Raw genomic sequence first — 21,731 nt, forward strand, 5'->3', positions numbered from 1 at the left:
CTTTCAGCTCACAGCACGTCGCGCGTGCAGAGAAGGACCGAGCTCGACAATGCGGCCATGGGCCCGCCGATGAAGAGCGAGACCTGCGCATCGGGAACCTGGTTGGTGGAGGTTCCACGCACCTGGCGCACGGCCTCGACTGCCAGACCCATACCGTTGACGAACGAATCCGCGAGGTTTCCACCACTGGTATTCACCGGGAGCAGCCCGTGCGGGGCGGTCAGATTCTCGAGGGTCATGACCTTGCCGGCATCGGCACCGCGCGGGCACAGACCGTGATCGATCAGTGCAGCCACACCCGAGCCGCTGAAGTTCTCGTATACCTGGACGACGTCGACCTGGTCGGGACCGAGGTCGGCATCCGCCCACAAGGTTTCGGCAACTCCGGCGGCTCCGGAGAATCCGGCCGAGGTGTAGTCGAGATCGTTCTCGCTGTCGACAGCGTATCCGCCGACCGCGCCCTGACTGCCCGCGAGCACGTAAGCCGGACTGGAAGAGAGTTTCTCGGCGCGGCCGGCGGCGACCAGAATGAGCGCCACAGCTCCGTCGTTCTCCCGTGAGCAGTCGTACAGCCGGTAGGGCTCGACGATCATCCGCGATGCTGCGTAGTCGGCTTCGTCGAGCGGTCGGCCGAATGCCGCGGCGTGCGGATTGCGCTGCGCGTGGAAGTAGTCCGCGAGAACCAGGGATTTCATCGCAGATTCCGGAACACCGTCGTGTTCGAGCATCCGTCGGGTGCGCAGCGCGCAGGCTTGCGCCGGCGATCCGACCCCGTGCGGGAGCATATGGCCGTCGAAGTGATGCTTGGCGTATCCGAGTCGGCCGGAATCCTTTTGTGCCATGGCACGATACACAACCACGCACCGCGCTTGCCCTGCAGCGATGGCGACTGCCGCGTTGGTAATCGCCGCGGCAGCACCACCTCCGCCACCACCCCAGATCATGGTGGACCATCGGATCCGGGGTGACATGAGCGACGCACCCACGACCGTCCCGTCGTTGTCGCCGCCCCCGTACGAGACGAAACCGTCGATCTCGCGTGGTGACACACCGGCGTCAGCAGCAGCCTCGACGATGGCTCGCAAAGTCATCCGGAGTTCGCTGGCGGGCGATTCGCCTCGCTTGTAATGGAATTCACTGGCACCCACGACGGCTGCGGCACCACGGAGAAAGGTATCGGTCATCGCTCGGTTCCCCGTTCCGTCTCCGTGGTACTGCTCGCCAGGCGCCAGCGAAGCACCGGCCAGGGTGCATCGGCGGGCTGCTGGATGATCCCCGCAACCGCATCACCGATGGCAACGTCACCATCGCCATTCTCGGCGAGCAGACCGAGCACTCGTCGTCCCCCGGCATGCGGTAGTTCGACGAGAACCGTGACGAACGGCAACTCGCCTGCCAGCTCCGGGATGAAGGGGTGCCACGTCCGCGACCACGAGAAGATTCGTCCGACCGGCTCCACCGCAGTCCATTTCGGGTCGAACGTCTGACACCGTCCACACATCCACCGCGGTCCCCAGATCCACAGGTCACACTCGCCGCACCTTTGCAGCCTCAGCTCACCCGCCCGCAGACCCTCCCAGTAGGGCAGGTCGAGGCCGTCTGCGTACGGACCGGCCAGAGCCGTTGCCGGAAACTCGCGGGCTGTACCGGCACCCGGTGTCATCGGATCGCTCCACTCTCGTGAACTGGCATATCGCTTCCTTCTGCTGCAGGTGGGCGTCATGGGGAACCCGACCATCAGTGTTTGGTCAGGTAGCCCGCATCGATCGGCAGGTCGATCCCGGTCACGTACTTCGCGGCGTCGGAAACGAGCCACAACACGGCGTTGGAGATGTCCTGTGGTTCGAGCATCATCACGTCCAGCAGATTCGTGCGGTCGTTATGCTTCCACTTCCGCACCACGTGCGGCAGTACCTTCGACAGGCCTGCCGCCATAGGCGAATTGACCCCCGTCGGGTTCACCGTGTTGACACGGATGTTGTGGTCGGCGAGCTCGAATGCGAGGGTGTCCTTCAGCCCCTGCAGGCCATGCTTCGCGGCGCCGTAGTGCCCCCACGACGGGGAAGCACCCAGCCCGTCGACCGACGAGGTGATCACGATCGATCCGCCGTGGCCACCCTCGATCATCACGGGGACGACAGCCTTGCAGGCCTTCCACGCGCCGGTGAGGTTGACGTCGAGCATCGTCTGCCACGCGTCGTCTGCGATCTCGATCGTCGACTCGGCGTGATCGTGGATGCCGGCGTTCGCCAGCAGGATGTCGATACGTCCGAACTGAGAGACGGCCAGATCCGCGACAGCCCTCATGTCTGCACTGCTCCGGACATCCGCCTGCATGCCGGCAATCTCGCCACCGGCTTCCTTGACGAGCTGGATCGTCTCCTCGAGATCATCCCGTGTCGCGAGTGCATACTGCACCTCGTCGATCGGCGCCGCGATGTCGCAGACCACGATCTTGGCCCCAGCAGCGGCAAGAGTGAGCGCATGCGAGCGGCCCTGTCCTCGTGCGCCGCCGGTGATGACTGCAACTTTTCCGCCGAGTCCGTAGAGAGAGGTCATCGATTCTCCTGATGTGAAGTGGGTAGTGATATAGGAATTGCCGAACGTACTACCCTGCGCTCTTCGCGCGTTCGTAGTGCTGCGTCGCCTGGCTGATGCCGGTCGCGAAGCGCTCGCTGAAGCCTTCCTTGCGCGCCTGTGTCCAGTGGTAGGAATTCAGCAGCGGTTCGCAGGTGCCCGTGAATCGGGGCATGACGTCGCGCATGAGGATCCGGTACATGCGCGAGGTTGCCTCGATGTCTGCCCAGTCGTGTGCTGTCGCGAGGAAGGTGCCGAATCCACCAGTGCGGTCGATGATCTTCTGGATGTAGTCGATGGCGTCGTTCGCATCGCCGATGCAGCCGTATCCGGACTCGTTGACACGCCGGACCAGTTCCTCGTGCGCGACTTCTTCACCCGGTTCGATCATTTTCATCGGGGTGACGACGTGGCGGTAGTCCATGAAGTCGCGCAGCCCGTACCGGGTGTCTTCGACGGCCTGCTCGAAGGTGTCGGCGATATGGATGTTGCCGACGATCGCCCAATCGTTCCGATCGACGCTCTGCCCGTACACATTCGCCTCGTGGGTGGTGATATCCCAGGTCTGGGCGAGCAACTCGACCGACTTGGCGCTCGTTCCACCAATGGATAGCAGACCGAGCCCGTACTTGCCGGCCAGCTTCGGGCCCGACGGCGACATCGCGTCCGCCACAGTAATCGGCACCCCCGAGTACGAGTAGGGGCCGAGTTGAACCCGCGCGTCCTCGAGAGAAAACCATTCCGTCGTCCGGTCGACAGGCCCCGGCGTATTGAGCAATTCCAGGATGGCGTCGAGGGATTCTTCCATCCGCGGCCGCAACAGGTTGTAGTCCATGCCCATCATCTGCGAATCGGCCACGAGCGCACCCGGCCCGACCCCGATGCGTATGCGCCCACGGGTCATGTGATCCAGAAAGGTGATGCGATCGGCCACCATCAAGGGATGGTGGTAAGGAAGCGATATGACGCCACTGCACAGCTCGATACGCGACGTACGCTGCGCGGCTGCCGCGATCATCAACTCGGGCGAGGGCCCGACCTCGTACCCACCACTGTGATGCTCCCCGAACCACACCTGATGGAATCCGAGCCGATCGAGGTCCTCGACATGGCGGAGGTCCTGTTCGATCGCCATCGTGGGGTTACGCCGAGGGTTGTGGTACGGCGGAAGGAACACTCCACACCGCAGGGGTGCCTTCCTCGAGGCCGGCGCATTATTCACGGCTGACCCGTTATTCCCAGCTTCCGGTTCCATTTCAGATCTCCTGTCGGTCGTTGCGTGCGGCGCCGCAGATGGTGACGATGGCACGTGCCGTCTCGTCTCCACGGTTGTGCCACCGATGCTTGTTGCCGTTGACGACCACCGTGTCGCCGGCGTTCAATTCGATTTCCGCTCCGCTGTCGAGTTCGAGGACGAGCGAGCCCCTCGAGAAGCACGTGCACGTCCACGGAATCCGTGCGGTGGAATCCGGGCGCATCGTCGTCCATCTCGACGATTCCGTTGTCACTGTCGCCGATCCGTCCGGGCTCGAGCACCCAGCCGATCACCCAGACGCCACCGGGATCGGGAAATCCGGCCGTTTCGGGCACGTGGCCCGCGTTGGGTACCTCTGGAATGGCGTCGGAACGCCAGATCGGGTCGAGGCCTGCAGCGTCGATTCTCTCGATCGTCTCGTCGGCGACCAGCACGGCTGTACCGTTCTGTTCTGCAGCGATAACGCGGCGAAAGCTCATGTATTGCCTTTCGGTTGATTCGACAAGCCCGGACAGGCCCTTCGTTGCAGTCAGCCCGATACCAGGACGCTCGCGGAGGAGGATTCGACATCAACCGGTCCCCCCGATCCCTTCCTGCGACGCAGAGTGACCGCGAAGCACACCACCAGCACCCCTGCAATGGCCGCTGGGATCGCAGACAACAGGAGAACTGTCGAGCTCGCCATACTCGTGGCGAGCAAAGCCCCACCCAGCGCCGGCGCGAACAGGCCGCCCATCCGGCTGACCCCGAAGGCCCAGCCGATCCCCGTCGCACGTACCGCTGTGGGATATGCCTGCGCTGCGACCGACGTCAGAGCCGCCGCCAGCCCGATCGCGCCGAAGCCGAGGGTGAAGCACAGGGCGCCCACAGCGACGGTCGACCGACCCACCGCCCGTCGAGATCCATGCCAGCAGCGACACCGACGCTATGGTGGCGAGGGGACCGAGAACTGCAGCGGCGACACCGATCCGGGTTCGGTCCATGGCAACGCCCAACACCAGTGCGCCGACGATGCCGCCCAGGGTCGCCAACGATGTCGCGAGTAGTGCAGCACTATCCTGCACCCCGTTGTCGGTGAGAATCGTGGCCAGCCAGCTGAGGACGAAATAGCTACCGAAGAGCGCAAAGAACATCATCGACCAGATGAGGACGGTGAGGGTCGCCCTGCCCCTCACGAAGAGCGCGGCAACACGCGCGCCGACCGGCTGAGGGGGCAGGAGATACTCGGTGTCGGCACTGTGCGGCGTGCGGGTGTCGATCTTGTCCAGAATGCTCGCAACCTTCGTGGTGCGGCCCGCCTTGGCCAGGAACTCGACGGACTCGGGCAGCCAACGCCACGTGCCGACAAGAATGGTGAGAGGAACGATTCCCGCGACCAGGAGGAGCGCCTCCCCGCCGTGCATAGGCACCACCCGTGAAGCGATCAATCCGACGACGAGCCCGCCGACCGCGGTGCCGGAACTCAACACGGTGACGGTGGTCGCCTTCAATCGGGACGGCGAGTATTCGTTACCCAACGCTAACCCGTTCGGCACGGCTGCACCGATCCCGAGCCCTGCAACGAAACGGCACACTGCGAGCGCCAGGACCGATGTAGCGAAGAACGAGGGAAGGGCGGCGAGGCCGAAGACGAGGATTCCGAGGCCCATGATTCGCTTACGCCCGTATCGATCCGCCAGTGGAGCGATCAGAAAGTTCGAGAGAATTTCACCGACCAGGGCAGCCATCACCACAATCGAGAAATCGGCCGGCGGCACACCGTATGAATTCGCAAGGCTCGGAATGGCATAGCCGATCGACAGCACATTGAAACCATCAGCGAATGCCAGTGCCAAGCAGATGGCGATCACCCGCCACTGGAATCGCGACACGGGAGCACGGTCGATGACCTCCGTGATCCTGACAGATGAAGTCAATTCAGTGATCCTTCTGTGAGATGGGGTCGATCGACCCGTTCCAGATCTTCGACATGACAGGTTTTCCCACAATGCTTTTCGGCTGATCAAGACATGATCGGGGGCCGATGGACACCGAGCCGCGATACACGACTCCCTCATGTACCGCAGTGCTGCGGATCACATGCGACCTAATCTAAATGCTATCGGTTAACCCGTCAAGGACCGTGCACTTCTCCGGACTTGCGAAATATGGTTTTTCAGGAACTGCGCGGTTGACCGCAGGTAATCGCTGATCTACCTTCATCGCAAGGCGATCGCCTACTCACCCCAGCCCTCACCCCGCGGCGACAGCACTCGTCCCGGCCTTTCCGGGCCAATGGCCATCCGCGGGGCGCTTTTCGGGCCGCTCCCCTACGCGAAGGATCCCGATGACCACGACACAGCTCGATATTCCGGAACATCTGGTCACTGACTTCGATGTGTACGATCCGTCCCTGGCCGTGCCCGCAGACGTGTTCCAGGAGCGCGTCGCCGCGCTGCGCAAGCAAGGGCCGGTCCTCTACTCCCCGCATCACGGGGGGCATTGGGTGGTTACGCGGTACAAAGAAGCGCTTCAGGTACTCCAGGATCCGGAGACGTTCTCGAGCTTTCCGAACAATCTGCTCAATGCCGCGCAGGGCAAGTTCCTTCCGCTCGAACTCGATCCGCCCGAACACAGCTACTACCGGCAGGCGTTGCAACCGCTGTTCAGTCCCAAGCAGATGAAGGCGCTCGAGCCCGAGATCCGGAGAATCATCACCGAGTTGATCGACCAATTCGCCGACAAGGGCGAATGCGAGTTCATCTCGGAGTTCGCACACGAGCTGCCGACTCGGATTTTCCTTGCGCTCATGGGATGGCCGCTGAGCGACGCACCACAATTCACCGAGTGGACCGACATCACCCTTCAGGGCATCCCCGGGGCGAGCGAGGCGGAATCGGCCGAGGCGCGCGCGAAGGCGGCCGGAGAGATTTACGAGTACTTCGGGAAGGTCGTCGCGCGAGTTCGGTCCGGTGAAGGCAGTTCCGAGAGCCTTACCGCGCACATCATCAACACCCCGCTCGACGTCGACGGAACACCTCGGCCACTCACCGACGAGGAGCTGAGCCGGATGTTCTTCCTGCTGCTCGTCGCGGGACTGCATACCGTCCAAGGTGCTCTCGCTTGGGGGCTGATTCACCTGTCGCACAATCCCGAGCAGCGGGAGGCGATCATCGACGACCCGACGCTGATTCCGTCGGCAGTGGAGGAGATCCTGCGGATCGAGACCGCCACGAGCAGCGGTCGTCGCGCGACCCGGGATGCCGAGATCGGTGGTGTCTCCATCAAGGCCGGCGATCAACTGTTGGTCGTCATGACGTCGGCCAACCGCGACGACGACGAGTTCGACAGCCCTGAGGGGCTACAGATCGAACGGCATCCCAACCGGCACATCGGGTTCGGCGCCGGCCCGCACCGCTGCCTCGGCTCCCATCTCGCGCGGCTCGAGCTGCGACTCGCGATGGAGGAGATCCACAGGAGAATTCCCGACTACGCGCTGGTTCCGGACAACCCCGCGGTGTTCCATTCGTCCCAGGTCCGCGGATGCGAGAAGCTACCGATCACGTTCACGCCGTCGACGCACTGATTTCCCGCGACCCGGAAGTGGGAACGCAGTCCGAACAGTAGAAGGTCCCCGGAGAAATCCGGGGACCTTCTCTGCTGTGTCACACCGTGGAGGAGACCGGTGACAGCGCTGGATCGTCCGCAGGCGGTTGCAGCACACCGTCGTGCACGAGCGTGTCGATCTCGACTGTGCTCAGACCGAGCACTTCCTCGCAGATCTCCCGGGTCTGCGCACCTGCCAGCGGTGCCTGTTGCAGCGGCCAGTCCGGCAACGCCCCGAAGTGCGCCACCTGCTTCGCCGTCGGAAGCGGCGCTGGAAGCAGCTCGTGTTCGAGCTCGATGTAAGCACCCCGCGCGGTCAGGTGCGGATTGGTCAACAGGTCCGGGAGCCGGATCATCGCGCCGGTCGGTATCCCGGCGGCCTGCAACGTGTCCGTCGCTTCGGTCGGCGTGTGCAGCAGCAGCCACTGTGCCAGCACCTCGTCGGCCTCGGCCCGGTGCGCAATTCTGAGCTCGTCGGTGGCGAAACGCGGGTCGTCGACGAGGTCGGGGCGTCGGAGAACCCCGCACAGCGCGACCCAGTCGGCGTCGTCGCGGACGGTGACGACACACCACTCGTCGTCACCCGCACACGGGTACACCCCGGAGGGCGCCGAGTACGGATCGGAACTGCCCGGTGCGCTGATCGAGCCCGGCGCGAGGTGTTCGGCGACGAGCTGGTTGCCGAGCTGGACGATCGCGGTGTCGGCTTGAGCGACTTCGATGGCGGCACCGCGTCCAGACTGCAGCCGGTGGATCAACGTGGCGAGAATAGTGGTGGCGGTGACCTGTCCGGCGATGTGGTCGGGGTAGACGGTCGAGCCGTCACACAGTCCAGCGGAAGCATCGGAGTATCGCCAGAGCGCCGAGACGCCGCAGGCTGCCCGAACCAACGGCCCGTAGCCCAGTCGCTTGTTCCACGGGCCGACACTGCCGAAGGCGCTGCTCTCCGACACGATGATGCGCGGATTGATCGCGGCAAGCTCGTTATACGACAGACCCATCGAAGCAAGGGTGCCGGGCTTGAAATTGGCGAGCACGATGTCCGCTTCCTCAACCAAAAGCTTGAAGATGCGGATACCTTCGGGACTGCGGAGGTTGATTCCGAGGCTGCGGCGATTGCGGTGACCCCAGGCGACGGATGCCGCGAGCGCAGCGCCGCGCTTGGATTGGCGTAGCCCGTCGGGGAACTGAGAGTTCTCGATCTTGATGACGTCGGCACCGTTGTCCGCGAACTGGCGCCCGAGCTCCGCGCCGAACACCACGACACCCATATCGAGGACCCGAAGCCCCTCGAACGGTCGTGCACCCGGCTCGCGCTGCGGTGCGGAAATCGGATCGCGGGTGTCGGCCCCGGCCGAGCGGAGAACCTGATCGTTGTGCTCCCCGAGCTGCGGTGCACGGGAGCGCAAGCCGGCGCGTTCGCCGTTGATCTTCGCGTAGCCGGACGGGACCCGAGCACTGAGACCGGGAGCGATTTCGGCGTCGACGAACGTACCGGACGCATCGAAGTGCTCGGTGGTCAATACCTCGGCCACGGTGTTGAGGCCACCGATCGGAATTCCGCGCGCCGCACCTTCCGCGACGAGGTCGTCGCGGGTGTACGTGCTGAACAGCTGCTCGATAAGCGGATTGAGCCGCTCGGATGCGGCGAATCGGGCGGGAATGGTGTCGTACTTGGGATCCGCGAATTCCTCCGGCCGACCCAACCATTCGTACATCGCTTGCCACTGACGCTTCGCGAGCAGGCAGATGCGCACCTGCCCGTCGCCGCACCGATACACCGGGTAAAAGTTGGCCGCATCAGGCCGGCCCCGGGGGAAGTCCTCGGATCGACCCGCGGCGGCGGAGCCCTGCACACCGAAACCGGGATCGAAACCGTGCACGATGACCTCGAACGCGGAGATGTCGACGAGCTGCCCGTGGCCGGTATGCAACCGGTCGTAATAGGCGAGCAATGCGGACCACGCCGTATGCACACCCACCGATTCGTCGATCAGCCCGTTCGGCGGCAGCAGCGGGGCCTCCCCCGGCTCACCGGAGCGCGAGAGCACACCGCTCAGTGCATAGAGGACCTGCTCGGCCGCCGCCCAGTCGCGATACGGACCGTTCTGACCGAAACCGGTGATCGACACGGCCACGAGCGCGGGATGGACGCGGCACAGGTCTGCAGCGCCCACCCCACGGGTGGCCAGAAAGCCCGGCGGGAACGACTCCAGGAGAATGTCCGAGCGCTGGGCCAGCAAGCGCAGCCGTTCCCGGTCGTCGTCCGCGTCGAGGTCGAGCACGATGCCGCGCTTGTTGGCGTTGCGCAGCGCGAACGGGATGCTCACACCGTCCCGTATCGGCTGGGCCGTGCGCGAGGCCGATCCTCCCGGAAGTTCGACGCGGACGACCTCGGCGCCGAGGTCGGCGAGAAACCGCCCCGCCGTGTCCCCGAATCCGTCCGTCAGCTCCAATATCCGGACACCCTGCAGAGGTAGTGCCATCATGTGCTCCAAAGTGGTTGCTCGTCGCGGAATATGGTCAACGAGTTCCGAAGTACACCGACTTCGAGGTGAAGTACGGTGCCAGACCCTCTGGGCCGAGCTCGCGGCCCAGCCCGGACGACTTGACGCCACCGAACGGCGCGTCGAGGTCGAGGGCGTAGTAGTTCACTCCCACCGTGCCGCTGTGGATTCGAGCCGCCAGATCGAAACCGTGCTGCTCGTCTGCGGTCCAGACGGTGCCACCGAGGCCGTATTCGGAGTCGTTGGCGATGGCAATGGCCTCGTCTTCACCGTCGTACCCGGTGATGGTCAGCACCGGGCCGAAGATCTCTTCCTGCGCGATGCGCGCGGAATTGTCGACGCCGGCAAACACGGTCGGCTCGACGAACCACCCCTGCGGCTGCGCGGCGGGCGTGCCTCCGCCGGTGGTGATGCGATAGCCGGCGGCACGCCCGGCCTCGATGTAGCCGAGGACGCGGTCACGCTGCGCGGCCGAGACGAGCGGACCGATCTCGGTGGCCTTGTCGAGCGGATCGCCGACCGTCAGTGCCCGCACGGTCTCGGTGACGGTGTCGACGACCTCGTCATATCGGGAGCTAGCGGCGAGGATCCGGGTGCTCGCGTGGCAGGTCTGACCATTGTTCACCAGCGACACTTCGAGCAGATTCTCAACGAACACGTCGAGATCGGCGCGCTCGGTGACGATCGCCGCGGACTTGCCGCCGAGCTCGAGAGTGACCGGACGCAACAACCGGCCACACACTTCACCGATGGCGCGACCGGCCGCGGTGGATCCGGTGAACGCCACCTTGTCGACTCCCGGATGGGAAACCAGATAGGCGCCGGCGTCCCGGCCGGCCGGCACAACGTTGACCACGCCGTCGGGGAGACCGGCTTCGACCGCGGCCTCGGCGAACACGAACGCGTCGAGCGCCGTCTCGGGGGCGGGCTTGAGCACCACCGTGCACCCCGCCGCCAGCGCAGGAGCGAGTTTCATCGCCGCAAGCGGTTGCGGGTAGTTCCACGGCGTGATGGCCGCGACCACACCTACCGGCTCGCGGCGCACGACGGTGCGGCCACCGAAGGCGCTCGGCCGCACATCCTCGTTGGCCGCATCGCGAATCAGAGCTGCGTAGTACGCAATCATGGCTGCGGGGCCGAAGCCGTTGACACTGCCCGAAAGAGCGATCGGCATACCGTTCTCCCGGCTCACCAGCCGGGACGTATCCCGACCACGTGACTTGAGGGCGGCAGCGAACTTGTCGAGCAGATCGGCCCGCTCGACGTTGGTCAGCGCACTCCACTGACCGCTCAGTGCGGTGCGCGCGGCCGCGACGGCCGCATCGATGTCGGCTTCGGACGCCATCGCGGAGGTGCCCAGTACCTTCTCGGTGGCTGCCTCGATGACATCGATGGTGCCTCCGGACTTCGGTGCCACCCATCGGCCACCGATGAACAGCTCGTTCCTGTCCGTGGCGTTGTCACCGCGTGTCGTGTCACGGTCGTTCATGTCATGCCTTTCGGAAAGGGCGGTCACAGGGTCTCTTCGTGGCCGAACAGCACCGAACTCACCAGCGGTGCCATCGGGCCGCCGATGAACAGCGACGTCTTCGCGCCGTCCACCGGGTTGGTCGAGGTGCCGCGAATCTGCCTGACCGCCTCGACCGCCAGATTCAGGCCGTTGATGAACGAATCGGCGAGGTTGCCACCGCTGGTGTTGACGGGCAGCTTGCCGTTCGGCGCAGTGAGGTTCTCGACGGTCATGAATGTGCCGGCAGCCTCGCCCGGCGGGCACAGACCGTGATCGATCAGCGCCGCCACGGCGGGGCCACTGAAGTTTTCGTACACCTGGACCACGTCCACGTCGTCCGGCCCGAGACCGGCTGCGGACCAGAGCCTTTCGGCGACACCGGGCTTGCCGTTGTTGGCCGTGCCGAATCCCGCGCTCATGTACTGCTCGCCGAGGTCGTTGTCGATCAGTTCCGAGTATCCGCCCGGTGCACCTTGCGCGCCCGCGAGGAGATACGCCGGGTCCGGTCGCAGGGTTCTGGCTCGCTCGGCCGAGACGAGCACCAGCGCGACCGCGCCATCGCTTTCCCGGGAGCAGTCGAACAGGTGGAAGGGCTCGGCGATCAACCGTGAGTTTTCGTAGGCCTCCTCGTCGAGGGGCCGTCCGTAGCCCTGCGCGGTGGGGTTGTTCTGCGCGTGCTGATACGACGCGAGGACGAGAGAACGCATGGCCGTGCGCGGCACTCCGCCGTGCTCGAGCATCCGTTGGGTGCGCATCGCGCAAATCTGTGCGGGCGAGCCGATGCCGTGGGCGAGAAAGTGACTGCCGTAGTGGTACTTCGCGTATCCGAGCCGGCCCGTATCCGCCTGCGACATCGCGCGATACACCACGACACAGTCTGCCTGGCCGGTGGCGATCGCAGTGGCCGCATTCGTGATGGCAGCTGCGACGCTGCCGCCGCCCCCGCCCCACATCATGTTCGACCAACGGAGTTCGTCGATCAACAATGCGCCGCCGATGATGGCACCGTCGTTGGCGCCTCCCGCGTAGGAGACGAAGCCGTCGATCTCGCGGGGGCTGATACCCGCGTCGGCGCACGCTTGGAGGATGACCTCGAGGGTCATGCGCTTCTCGCTGTGCGGGGCTTCACCGCGCTTGTAGTGCTGTTCGGCGACGCCGACGACTGCCGCCGCGCCGCGCATGATGTTGGCGCTCATCCTTTTTCTCCTTCTGCGGTCGCGGCGCGACGCCAGCGCAGCAACGGCCAGGGGGCACCCTCGGAGTGTTCGAAGACTCCGACGACCCGGTCGCCGATCTCGGGGTTCGTTTCGATGTCGTCGGCGAGTATGCCCAGCACCCGCCGACCGTCGGCGTGTGGCAGTTCCACCAGCACCGTCACGTACGGCAGCCGGTCGGCGTATTCGTCCATGTAGGAGTACCAGCTGCGGTTCCAGCTGTAGACGGTGCCGGACGGTTCGACGGTTTCCCATCCGAGGTCGAAGCTGTGGCAGTGACCACAGATGGCCTGCGGACCCCAGATCCAGGTGCTGCATTCGTTGCAGCGCTGAAGGCGCAGCTCATCGACGCGCAGGCCGTCCCAGTACGGTCGATCGAGTCCGTCGGGTGTGGGGCCCCACGGTTCCGCGACGGGCTCTGTTGCGGTCATGCGTGTGCCTCCGAGCCGGTAGGGAAGTTCTCGAGCGCCGCGGCGAGCCAGCGTCCGTCGTGCCGTTCCCAGATCGAGCGCAGCCCGATCGACCGGTCACCCATGTGATAGACGGTTTCGCCGACCATTCGGTCGCCCTCGGCGCGCACATCCTTGATCTCGAAGCCTTGCGCGGCCTCCCGCGGGGTGTCGACTCCGTCGAAGACCTGCGGAATGTTCTCTCGCACCATGTCGGCGAAAGCGGCCTTCATGTTTCCGGCCACAACGTGGCCGACATGCTGTTCGTACAGTGCGCGAAAGTCTTCGACAGACATCTGGAAACTCCTCGATTTCGTGACACGAGCATGCCGTGTCCGTCAGTGCATTAACCTTATGGCATTAGGTAAAAGAGCGTCAAGATCACGCGAAGCGGAAGTGCCCCTCTTCGGAGATCGAAACGTGCTGACCGGCAATATCGACCTCGGTGAGGGTGACGAGATCCTCGGCGTCCGTGGTGACCGCAAGGGTCCGCTCCCCCGTCGCGGTGCCGGCCGCGAGGAAACCGCGCTCCGGGAAGCCGTCGCGGCCGTACACCACAGTCCACGATTCCGCCGACGCCCTGCCCGCGTAGGACACCAGCGCTCTCGTCGTGCGCTGCGCATCGACCTCGGCCTGCACGTCCAGACGCTTGAACCCGCCGACGGGAGGTTCGGTCCGGTACACGCCCATGGCGTGCTTGGTGAGGTAACCACTGTTGGCGGTCACCAAACCGTACGATCCCGGAGATTCGCGCAACCGCGTCGCCACCGTCGCAATCGAGTGGCTGACATAGTTGTTCCACGGCCCACCGCCGAACGTCAGGCCACCGGTCACCGTCAGAGGCCGGCCGGGATCATCGAGCGCGAGCCCCAACTCCTTCGCCGCGACCTGCACCGCCGAGGGGAAGCACGAGTACACGTCGACGTACGCAACCTCGTCCAGTCCGATACCGGCGAGGTCGAGGGCCCGCGCCCCGGCGATGCGTATTGCCGGGGAGCCGTCGAGCGCCTCACGTTCGGCGATCGCGTACGTATCGTGCGACTCGGTGCCGGACTGCGGAAACACCCAATTTTCCTGCGGGATACCAAGTCGTGTCGCGGTCTCGACCGAGCACATCAGCAGCACCGCGCTCTGATCGACCATGTTGTTCGAATTGAGCAGCTTGGTATAGGGCGTGGAGATCATCCGGTTGTCGGGCGACGGCGTCGAGATCTCCGCAGCGGTGTATTCGCGCTGCACCCACGCGTTCGGATTCGTCGCCGCGATCTTGCTGAACCGCGACCACAACCCGCCGACGACCTCCCGATGCTCCTCGAGTGAACGTCCCGCCGATACCCGCAGCGCCTGTTCGAACAGCGGATAGACATACGAGGGCCGATCCAGACCGATGCGGCGTTCACTCTCTGCGGCCATCGGCACGTCCGTGACCAGGATGTCAGCGGCGGGTACCGACTCGTCCTGCACCGTCCAGTCGGGGCGCAGCTTCTGTGCTCGCAACTTGGTGCGGGTCCGCCACGATTCGGCGCCGCCGATGAGCACGACATCGGATCGCCCGGCAGCGATGTCCTCGGCAGCCCCGTTGACGAGCACCTGCGGCGCGCTTCCGCCGTTACCGGAGTAACCGGTGTGTCGCACGGTCGCGCCGATCCGCGCACCCACGAGCGCGCCCGGATCCGGGTAACGCCAGGACAGCAGCCCGACCACCCGGACCGAGTCGACAAGTTCGAGCAGGCGCGTCGATCCCGCGTCGGTAGCGGCTGTCCGCGCGGCGCGCACCATAAGATCGACGGGCTCCACGCCGCCCTGGCGTTCGCTGGTCTGGCCGGTACCGACCAGGACCGGGGTTCTCGGGTCCAGGGTCGTTCTCGACTGCAGGGTCACGACTGCACCGCCGCGAGGATGCGCTCACGGTTCTCCGGCTTGGGCCACCCACCGAGAATGAGTGTGGTCAGACACGTGTTCTTCCACTTGGTTTCGATCTCTTCGATGATCTTGTCCGCGGGACCGATCAGCGCGACATCCTCGACCATCGCAGTGGGGACGGCCTGGGCCGCAAGGTCGGGCCGCCCGCTCAGGTACAGCTCCTGGATTTCGGCGCAGACGTCGCCCCAACCCATGCGCGCAAACACGTCGTTGTGGAAATTGGCGACCTTGGCGCCCATACCGCCGGCGTACAACGCGACCGTCGGCTTGAGCCGGGAGGCGGCCTTTTCCACGTCGTCGTTCTCGACGAGCCAGCACACGTTCGCGATCTCGAAGTCCTCGGCGGTGCGGCGTGCTCCGTCCCGTGCGAAGCCTTCGGCCAGTGCCGTGCGGTAGAACTCGTCGCTCTTGGGCGAGAACCACAGCGGCGTCCAGCCATCAGCGATTTCGGCGGCCAACGCCACGTTCTTCGGGCCCTCGGCGCCCATATAGACAGGGATATCTTCCCGCAGGGGATGGACGATCGACTTCAGTGGCTTACCCAAGCCGGAACCGCCCTGGACAGGCAGCTGGTAATGCCGCCCGGAGTAGGTCACCGGCTTCTCGCGCGCCCACACCTGCCGCATGATCTCGATGTACTCGCGGGTGCGTTCGAGGGGCCGCGGGTAGGGCTGCCCGTACCAGCCCTCGACGACCTGCGGTCCGGACGCACCGATGCCGATGATCACGCGACCACCGCTGAGATGATCGAGGGTCAGCGCGGCCATCGCCAGCGCCGTCGGGGTGCGCGCCGACATCTGGCACACCGAAGTACCGAGCTTGATCGTCGAGGTCTGCGCTCCCCACCACGCGAGCGGTGTCAGTGCGTCGGAGCCGTACGTCTCGGCGGTCCAGAAGCTGTCGACGCCGAGGACTTCGGCCTCGGCGAGCATCCGTTCGACATTGCGGGGCGGGCCCGATCCCCAATACCCTGCGGCGATTCCCACTCTCATACTTTTACTCACTGCTTCCCTGTGTGCCGTCGAATCGGTCGGATTGTGGTCAGTGGTTCTGGAACTCGGGCGGGCGCTTTTCGAGGAACGAGACGACGGCCTCCCTGTGATCGCGCGTCAGCGAGCTGAGGATCTGGGTGCGGTTTTCGAGGTCGATTGCGGCGCGCATGCTGGGAACCTCCAGGTTCGACCACATGACTTCCTTGGTCATCCACACCCCGAACGGACTGTTCTGCGCGATGGCCTCGGCGGTCTCCAGTGCCACCTCGAGCACCTTGTCGGCGGGTTCGACGGACGAGGCGAGACCGATGCGTTCGGCCTCCGCGGCGTCGATGGACCGGCCCGTGAGCATGATCTGCGCCGCCCGGGAGAAGCCGATCATGCGGGGCAGGAGCCAGCTCATTCCGATGTCGCAGTTCGAGAGGCCGCGGCGGATGAACGCGGCGTGCAGTACCGCCGTCTCGGACATGATGCGAATGTCCGCCATGAGGGCCAGCGACATGCCGCCGCCGGCTGCCGCGCCGTTGACGGCCGCGATGATCGGCGCGCGGGTGCTGCGGAATGCATCGACGAGGCCGGCGATGTGCTTCTGCACCCGCAGTCCGAGTTGGGCCCGGCCCTCACCCTCGGTTGCGCCCGGCGGTGTGCCGTATCCGCGAAGATCGAGACCTGCACAGAAGGCACGACCTTCACCGGTGAGCACGATCGCGCGGGTGAGCGAATCATCGCGCACCTCGGCGAGAACCTCGTGCAACTCCTCGATGAGGTCGACGTTCATGGCATTCAGTTCGTCCGGGCGATTGAGCCGGATCAGCAGAATGCCCGGCCGCGGCCGCTCGGTCAAGATCAGTTTCGCGTCGGACATAGTGCTCTCCCAGGGACGAGGTACTCGACAGACGCAGACTAATGGTTTTAGATTAAAAGCTCAAGGAACCGAGCCCGGAACACAACCGAAGGAGTCCACGATGACGAACCTCGACGGCAAGGTCGCCGTGGTGACAGGAGCCGCGAGCGGAATCGGCGCAGCCACCGCCCGCGCGTTCGCCGAACGCGGAGCCCGCGTCGTCGTGGCCGACATCGACGACCCGCGGGGCCAGGCCGTCGCCGCCGGTCTCGGCGACCGTGGCGCCTACCTGCACACCGATGTACGCACCGAGGCCGACATCGAGGCCGCGGTCGCAGTGGCCGTCGATCGGTTCGGCCGGCTCGACTGCATGGTCAACAACGCCGGCCGGGTGGGCGCGTGGACCTTCCTCGAGGACACATCGCTCGACGAGTGGGAGGACGGGTTCGCGATGCTCGCTCGCAGTGCGTTTCTCGGGACCAAGCATGCCGCGCGAGTGATGCGCAATCAGGGGTCGGGCAGCATCGTCAATGTGTCGAGCGTGGCAGGCGTGCGCACCGGATTCGGACCACACCCGTATAGCGCCGCGAAAGCCGCAGTGCTGCAACTGACCCGGACCGCCGCGGTGGAGCTTGCCGAATACCGGATCCGGGTCAACGCACTGATCCCCGGAGGTGTCGCCACCCGCATCGTCGGCCACGGCGCCGGCCTCGAGGACGACGCACTCGATCGCAGCGTCGATTCCGTGCGGCGCAGCCTGACGAACTTCCAGCCCATTCCCCGCGCCGGTGAGCCGGAAGACCTCGCGCACGCCGCCGCCTACCTCGCCTCCGACGACTCCACGTTCGTCACCGGACAGTCCCTCGGGGTCGACGGAGGGTTGACACTGGGCAAGAAGTGGCCGTCCAACTACCGGGACGAGGCGAAGGCTGCGTCCACGCTGCGATAGACAATTCTAAAGTCAATAGTTTAATGTGGTCTGCGTCACTCCATGATTCGGGCTTTTCGCCCAGCACTCACAAACGCGAGGTTTCGCATGACCGAACGTACGACCACAGCTGCGGAAATCTCCGTGGATGCAGACTCCGGACCCTCCCGCGCGGACTCGCGACGCGCAAGCCGCGCCGCCTTCGTCGGCACGCTGCTCGAATATTACGACTTCAGCCTCTACGCCTCGGCCGCGTCGGTGGTCTTCGCCTCCGTGTTCTTCACCGGCTCGAGCCCCCTATTGGGGACGCTGCAGGCGGTCGGTACATTCGCGGTCGGATTCTTGGTCCGTCCGGTGGGCGGGGTGATCCTCGGCAGCCTCGGCGACCGCATCGGCCGAAAACGAATACTCGTCTTCACCCTCGTCCTGATGGGTGTCGCTACGCTGCTCGTCGGCCTGCTGCCGAGTTACGCCCAGATCGGCTGGCTCGCACCGGCTCTACTGGTGTTCCTCAGAATCCTGCAGGGCATCGGCGCCAGCGGTGAGTACGGCGGCGCAGCTCTGGTCGCCGTCGAGTTCTCACCCGCGAAGAAGAAGGGATTGATGGGATCCTTGCCCGGCATGGGGGCGGCGCTCGGCGGCGTGCTCGGCACGCTGTCTCTGCTGACGGTCTCATCCCTGATGTCCCAGGAAAGTTTCCTCGCCTGGGGCTGGCGTATTCCATTCCTGTGCAGCGCCGTCATCCTCGCCTACGGCCTGTGGTTGCGCCGTAGCCTGCCCGAAACTCCCGCGTTCCGGGCGATCGAGGAGAGCAACACGGTCTCGAAAAGTCCGCTCTTCGATGTGATCCGCCAGCAGCCGCGCGCACTTCTGACCGTGCTCGTGATGACCATCGGTCAGACCGGCATCGGCTACTTCTACATCGTGTTTATGGGCACCTTCGGCAAGAATCAGCTGGGTTTCGGCGGAACCGAAGTGCTCGTCGGCCTGATCGCCGCGCAGCTCGCGAATGCCATTCTGATTCCGATGTTCGGTTCCCTGTCGGACCGGGTCGGCCGAGCACCGGTGATCATGTTCGGATTCCTGTACAGCGCCGTGTTCGCCTGGGTCGGCATCTCGCTGTTGTCGGGGGTCGGAACACCCCCGCTGCTGTATTGGGTGGTCATGGCGGCAGGTAACGGCATCGGGGTCGCCGCCATTTTCGGTCCGATGGGCGCCTACGTCATCGAGCTGTTCCACACGCAGCACGCCTACAGTGGCCTCGGTCTCGGCCGTGAGGCCGGCAACGCTCTCGGCGCGGCGTTCGTTCCGGTCATCGCGGTAGCCTTGGCATTCGACGACACCACGGTATGGCTCAGCCTCCTGATCTGTGTGGTTTCCCTGCTCGGATTCGGGGCAACCGTCCTGTCCCGTTCCCGCTCGTCGTCCGCGGTGAAGCGGGACGACGACAGAACGCCGGTCACTGCCTAGCGACAGCACCGCTCGCGGCACGGGCTCCGATCCACCGGATCGGAGCCCGTTTCGCATTCCGGGAGGAAATGGCCAGACAGCAAGAAACCGCCCACCGGACTGGCTCTGCCGGTGGGCGGTCTCAGCTGTATTCGACGGTCACACCCCGACGGGGCCACCTCGCCACACACCGATCTCCTCACCGGAGACGTCGGCGGCGTTGTCGCTCGCCAGGAACGAGATGGTGGAGGCGATCGATTCGGGCGGAATGGAGGGCCAGTGCTTGGTCAGGGCTTCGACCCCCGCCTCGCCCCCCGAAGCCACGATGTCGGTAGCGACGAAGCCCGGCATCACACAGTTGACCGTGACCCCACGGCGGGCAACCTCGAGCGCCATCGACTTGGCCATTCCCACGAGCCCGGCCTTGGCCGCGGAGTAGGCGCTCATTCCTGGGGACGGACGCCGTCCGCCAGACGGGCTGTTGACGAAGATGACTCGGCCCCAACCGGCTTCGTACATCGCGGGTAGCGCGAAGTGGGTGCAGTAGAACGCACCATTGAGGTTGACTGCGATCACTTCGTCGAAATCTTCCGGGCTCTGCTTCCGGGCCGCACCAGCCTTGTTCATGCCCGCGTTGTTGACCACCACGGTGGGGGCGCCCAATTGGACGGTGGTGTCGGCGATGAGCCGCTCAGCCTCGGCGGCCTGTGAAATGTCGGCTCGGATCGCCACAGCACGTCCACCGTCCGCGGCTATCTTTGCAACCACTTCCTCGGCATCGCGCGCACTCCGCGAGTAATTCACCGCAACAGCGAATCCCTCGGCGGCAAGTCGGCTCGCGATGGCCGCGCCGATTCCGCGGCCACCACCGGTGACCAGAGCGACCTTGGGTGAGTCCACGGCTCGATCACCGAACCTTGTCGTAGTTGTCGGGCACATCCGCGAAGGCGTCGCGCAGCTGGCGCTTGGCGATCTTCCCGCTGGGCATCCGGGGCAGGGGTTCGTCCATGAAGACGATGTACCGGGGCACCTTGTAGTCGGCGAGCCGCTCGTTGCAGAATCCGACCACTTCGGATTCCTTCATCTCGGTGGTGGTTCGGACCAGAGCGGCCGGGGTCTCCCCGAATTTGGCGTCGGGAACGCTGATCACCGCGACCTCCTCGACCCCGGGGATCTGATTGATGACGGCTTCGATCTCGGCGGGTGAAATGTTCAGGCCACCGGAGATGATCATGTCCTTGAGGCGATCGACGAACGTGAGGTAGCCGTTCTCGTCGAGCTTGCCGAGGTCACCGGTCTGGAGCCAGCCATCGATCAGAGCCGACCGGGTCGCGTCCTCGTTGCGCCAGTATCCCGGCATCATGCCCGGGCCACGCAACAGAATCTGCCCGGTTTCGTTGGGGGGAAGGTCATTTCCCTCGGCATCGACAACGCGAATCTTGGTGAAGATGCCACCCCACCCGCACTTGTCGGGATGCTCGGCTGCCTCTTCGCGCGGCATCGCGGTCGCAGATCCGCCGATCTCGGTCTGACCGTAGATCTGTCGCAGTGACACACCCTGGGCTTGCCATTTGTGCAGCAGGTCGACGGGTACGCGTGCGCCACCGACGTGTGCGGTGACCATGTGGCTCAGATCCGCGTCGGTGAACCCGGGCGCTTTCGCGATTTGCTCGAAGAGGATTGGCGGCCCCGTCAGGGTGTTGGCCTTGTCCTCGGCCAGGATGCGCAGCGCCTTCGCCGGGTCGAATCCCGGCTGCAGGAACAGGGTTCCGCCGTGAAGGACGACGCGCGAGATACCCCAGATGATGCCGGCAGCGGTGAACAGGGGCAGCACGAGCACAGGGCGCAGGTTGTTCGGCTGAATCGGTTCCATCAAGTGCCACTCGTGCATTTCGCCGGCGACGGTGGCGTGGGTGAAGATCACGCCCTTCGGCTTGCCGGTGGTGCCGCTGGTGAACACGATGGCGGTGGGAGTGTCGAGATCGACGACGGGGGTCCGGTATTTCGCATGATCGCTGCCGCGCAGCGGACGCACATCCTTCTCGAACACTGCGATCGAGAAGGTGTTGCGTGTCTGCTGCACTTCTTCGAGGCGCGGTCGCAGCGCCTCCTCGCAGTAGACGACGGTGGGTTCACAGTCTTCGACGAGGGTGGTGAGCTCGCCGGCGAGCATGCGCTGGTTGAAACCGACCGCGATGGCGCCGACCTTCATGGCACCGAGTGAGGCCACGGCCCACTCGAGGCTATTGGCACCGAGGAAGCTCACCCGATCACCGGGGAGGACACCGCGCGATGCGAGATCGTGGGCGACGCCGTCGGCCCATGCGGCCAGCTCTGCGTACGTGACGGCGTCGCCGTCGAAGTCGATCGCGGTCAGATCCGGCTTCGACCGGGACCAGTAGGTCAAAGCGTCTACCACAGTGCCGCTCATGTAAGCCTCCAAGAGTTGTCGTCGATCGCGGGGGTGCTCGGCGGCGAGCACGGCGGACCGTGCTGCG

General features: G+C 65.1%; 20 protein-coding genes. 4 read left to right on the forward strand and 16 right to left on the reverse strand.

Annotation, left to right across the window (positions count from 1 at the left end):
* Positions 1–8: 8 nt before the first annotated feature.
* The 5 genes from ACLIVD_RS20675 to ACLIVD_RS20695 form a co-directional block, all read right to left on the reverse strand.
* On the reverse strand, positions 9–1,184 hold the full coding sequence (locus tag ACLIVD_RS20675) for a thiolase C-terminal domain-containing protein (protein ID WP_283352093.1): 1,176 nt from the start codon (positions 1,182–1,184) through the stop codon (positions 9–11).
* Positions 1,181–1,663 carry a Zn-ribbon domain-containing OB-fold protein gene (locus ACLIVD_RS20680; protein WP_317569699.1) on the reverse strand — a complete coding sequence of 161 codons (483 nt, stop codon included), beginning with the start codon at positions 1,661–1,663 and terminating at the stop codon, positions 1,181–1,183. The genes ACLIVD_RS20675 and ACLIVD_RS20680 overlap by 4 nt, the downstream gene beginning before the upstream one ends.
* A gap of 74 nt (positions 1,664–1,737) precedes the next feature.
* Positions 1,738–2,559, reverse strand: a complete 822-nt coding sequence (locus ACLIVD_RS20685) for a mycofactocin-coupled SDR family oxidoreductase (protein WP_491930547.1) — start codon at positions 2,557–2,559, stop codon at positions 1,738–1,740.
* A 49-nt stretch (positions 2,560–2,608) separates the two neighbouring features.
* Positions 2,609–3,832 carry an LLM class flavin-dependent oxidoreductase gene (locus tag ACLIVD_RS20690; RefSeq protein ID WP_491930548.1) on the reverse strand — a complete coding sequence of 408 codons (1,224 nt, stop codon included), beginning with the start codon at positions 3,830–3,832 and terminating at the stop codon, positions 2,609–2,611.
* Position 3,833: 1 nt separating this feature from the next.
* On the reverse strand, positions 3,834–4,055 hold the full coding sequence (locus tag ACLIVD_RS20695; protein ID WP_491930549.1) for a cupin domain-containing protein: 222 nt from the start codon (positions 4,053–4,055) through the stop codon (positions 3,834–3,836).
* Here ACLIVD_RS20695 and ACLIVD_RS20700 point away from each other — a divergent pair.
* A complete protein-coding gene (locus ACLIVD_RS20700) occupies positions 4,039–4,329 on the forward strand; it encodes a hypothetical protein (RefSeq protein ID WP_491930550.1) in 291 nt (96 codons plus the stop codon). The two genes, ACLIVD_RS20695 and ACLIVD_RS20700, sit on opposite strands and share 17 nt — an antisense overlap.
* Before the next feature lie 72 nt (positions 4,330–4,401).
* Here ACLIVD_RS20700 and ACLIVD_RS20705 read toward each other — a convergent pair whose 3' ends face one another.
* Positions 4,402–5,748, reverse strand: a complete 1,347-nt coding sequence (locus tag ACLIVD_RS20705; protein ID WP_491930551.1) for an MFS transporter — start codon at positions 5,746–5,748, stop codon at positions 4,402–4,404.
* Between the two features lie 410 nt (positions 5,749–6,158).
* On the opposite strand from ACLIVD_RS20705, the gene ACLIVD_RS20710 reads away from it, so the two are divergent.
* Positions 6,159–7,397: a cytochrome P450 gene (locus ACLIVD_RS20710; RefSeq protein WP_491930552.1), complete on the forward strand. Its 1,239-nt coding sequence runs from the start codon at positions 6,159–6,161 to the stop codon at positions 7,395–7,397.
* Positions 7,398–7,476: 79 nt separating this feature from the next.
* Here the strand turns inward: ACLIVD_RS20710 and ACLIVD_RS20715 are convergent, their stop codons facing one another.
* From ACLIVD_RS20715 to ACLIVD_RS20750, 8 genes are all read right to left on the reverse strand, one after another.
* Positions 7,477–9,906: a CaiB/BaiF CoA transferase family protein gene (locus tag ACLIVD_RS20715; protein WP_491930553.1), complete on the reverse strand. Its 2,430-nt coding sequence runs from the start codon at positions 9,904–9,906 to the stop codon at positions 7,477–7,479.
* Positions 9,907–9,940: 34 nt separating this feature from the next.
* On the reverse strand, positions 9,941–11,413 hold the full coding sequence (locus tag ACLIVD_RS20720; protein ID WP_491930554.1) for an aldehyde dehydrogenase: 1,473 nt from the start codon (positions 11,411–11,413) through the stop codon (positions 9,941–9,943).
* Positions 11,414–11,436: 23 nt separating this feature from the next.
* Positions 11,437–12,630 (reverse strand): thiolase C-terminal domain-containing protein, encoded by a 1,194-nt coding sequence (locus ACLIVD_RS20725; RefSeq protein WP_491930555.1) that lies wholly within the window; start codon positions 12,628–12,630, stop codon positions 11,437–11,439.
* A complete protein-coding gene (locus tag ACLIVD_RS20730; RefSeq protein ID WP_491930556.1) occupies positions 12,627–13,079 on the reverse strand; it encodes a Zn-ribbon domain-containing OB-fold protein in 453 nt (150 codons plus the stop codon). Before ACLIVD_RS20730 ends, ACLIVD_RS20725 begins: the two co-directional genes overlap by 4 nt.
* On the reverse strand, positions 13,076–13,393 hold the full coding sequence (locus tag ACLIVD_RS20735) for a hypothetical protein (RefSeq protein ID WP_491930557.1): 318 nt from the start codon (positions 13,391–13,393) through the stop codon (positions 13,076–13,078). Before ACLIVD_RS20735 ends, ACLIVD_RS20730 begins: the two co-directional genes overlap by 4 nt.
* Before the next feature lie 85 nt (positions 13,394–13,478).
* The gene (locus tag ACLIVD_RS20740) at positions 13,479–14,978 is read right to left on the reverse strand and encodes an acetyl-CoA acetyltransferase (protein ID WP_491930558.1); all 1,500 of its coding nucleotides are present in this window, start codon (positions 14,976–14,978) and stop codon (positions 13,479–13,481) included.
* On the reverse strand, positions 14,975–16,012 hold the full coding sequence (locus tag ACLIVD_RS20745) for an LLM class F420-dependent oxidoreductase (protein ID WP_491930559.1): 1,038 nt from the start codon (positions 16,010–16,012) through the stop codon (positions 14,975–14,977). Before ACLIVD_RS20745 ends, ACLIVD_RS20740 begins: the two co-directional genes overlap by 4 nt.
* Positions 16,013–16,061: 49 nt before the next feature.
* Positions 16,062–16,877: an enoyl-CoA hydratase/isomerase family protein gene (locus tag ACLIVD_RS20750; RefSeq protein WP_491930560.1), complete on the reverse strand. Its 816-nt coding sequence runs from the start codon at positions 16,875–16,877 to the stop codon at positions 16,062–16,064.
* Between the two features lie 100 nt (positions 16,878–16,977).
* On the opposite strand from ACLIVD_RS20750, the gene ACLIVD_RS20755 reads away from it, so the two are divergent.
* Both ACLIVD_RS20755 and ACLIVD_RS20760 read left to right on the forward strand, forming a co-directional pair.
* On the forward strand, positions 16,978–17,805 hold the full coding sequence (locus ACLIVD_RS20755) for an SDR family oxidoreductase (RefSeq protein WP_491930561.1): 828 nt from the start codon (positions 16,978–16,980) through the stop codon (positions 17,803–17,805).
* An 87-nt stretch (positions 17,806–17,892) separates the two neighbouring features.
* Positions 17,893–19,254 (forward strand): MFS transporter, encoded by a 1,362-nt coding sequence (locus ACLIVD_RS20760; protein ID WP_283352077.1) that lies wholly within the window; start codon positions 17,893–17,895, stop codon positions 19,252–19,254.
* A gap of 138 nt (positions 19,255–19,392) precedes the next feature.
* Here ACLIVD_RS20760 and ACLIVD_RS20765 read toward each other — a convergent pair whose 3' ends face one another.
* Together ACLIVD_RS20765 and ACLIVD_RS20770 are read right to left on the reverse strand one after the other, a co-directional pair.
* A complete protein-coding gene (locus ACLIVD_RS20765; RefSeq protein WP_491930562.1) occupies positions 19,393–20,133 on the reverse strand; it encodes an SDR family oxidoreductase in 741 nt (246 codons plus the stop codon).
* A 7-nt stretch (positions 20,134–20,140) separates the two neighbouring features.
* Entirely contained in the window at positions 20,141–21,664 is a 1,524-nt protein-coding gene (locus ACLIVD_RS20770) for a class I adenylate-forming enzyme family protein (protein WP_491930563.1), read from the reverse strand.
* Positions 21,665–21,731: the final 67 nt, after the last annotated feature.

It is taken from the genome of Rhodococcus sp. G6(2025), from assembly GCF_058628105.1.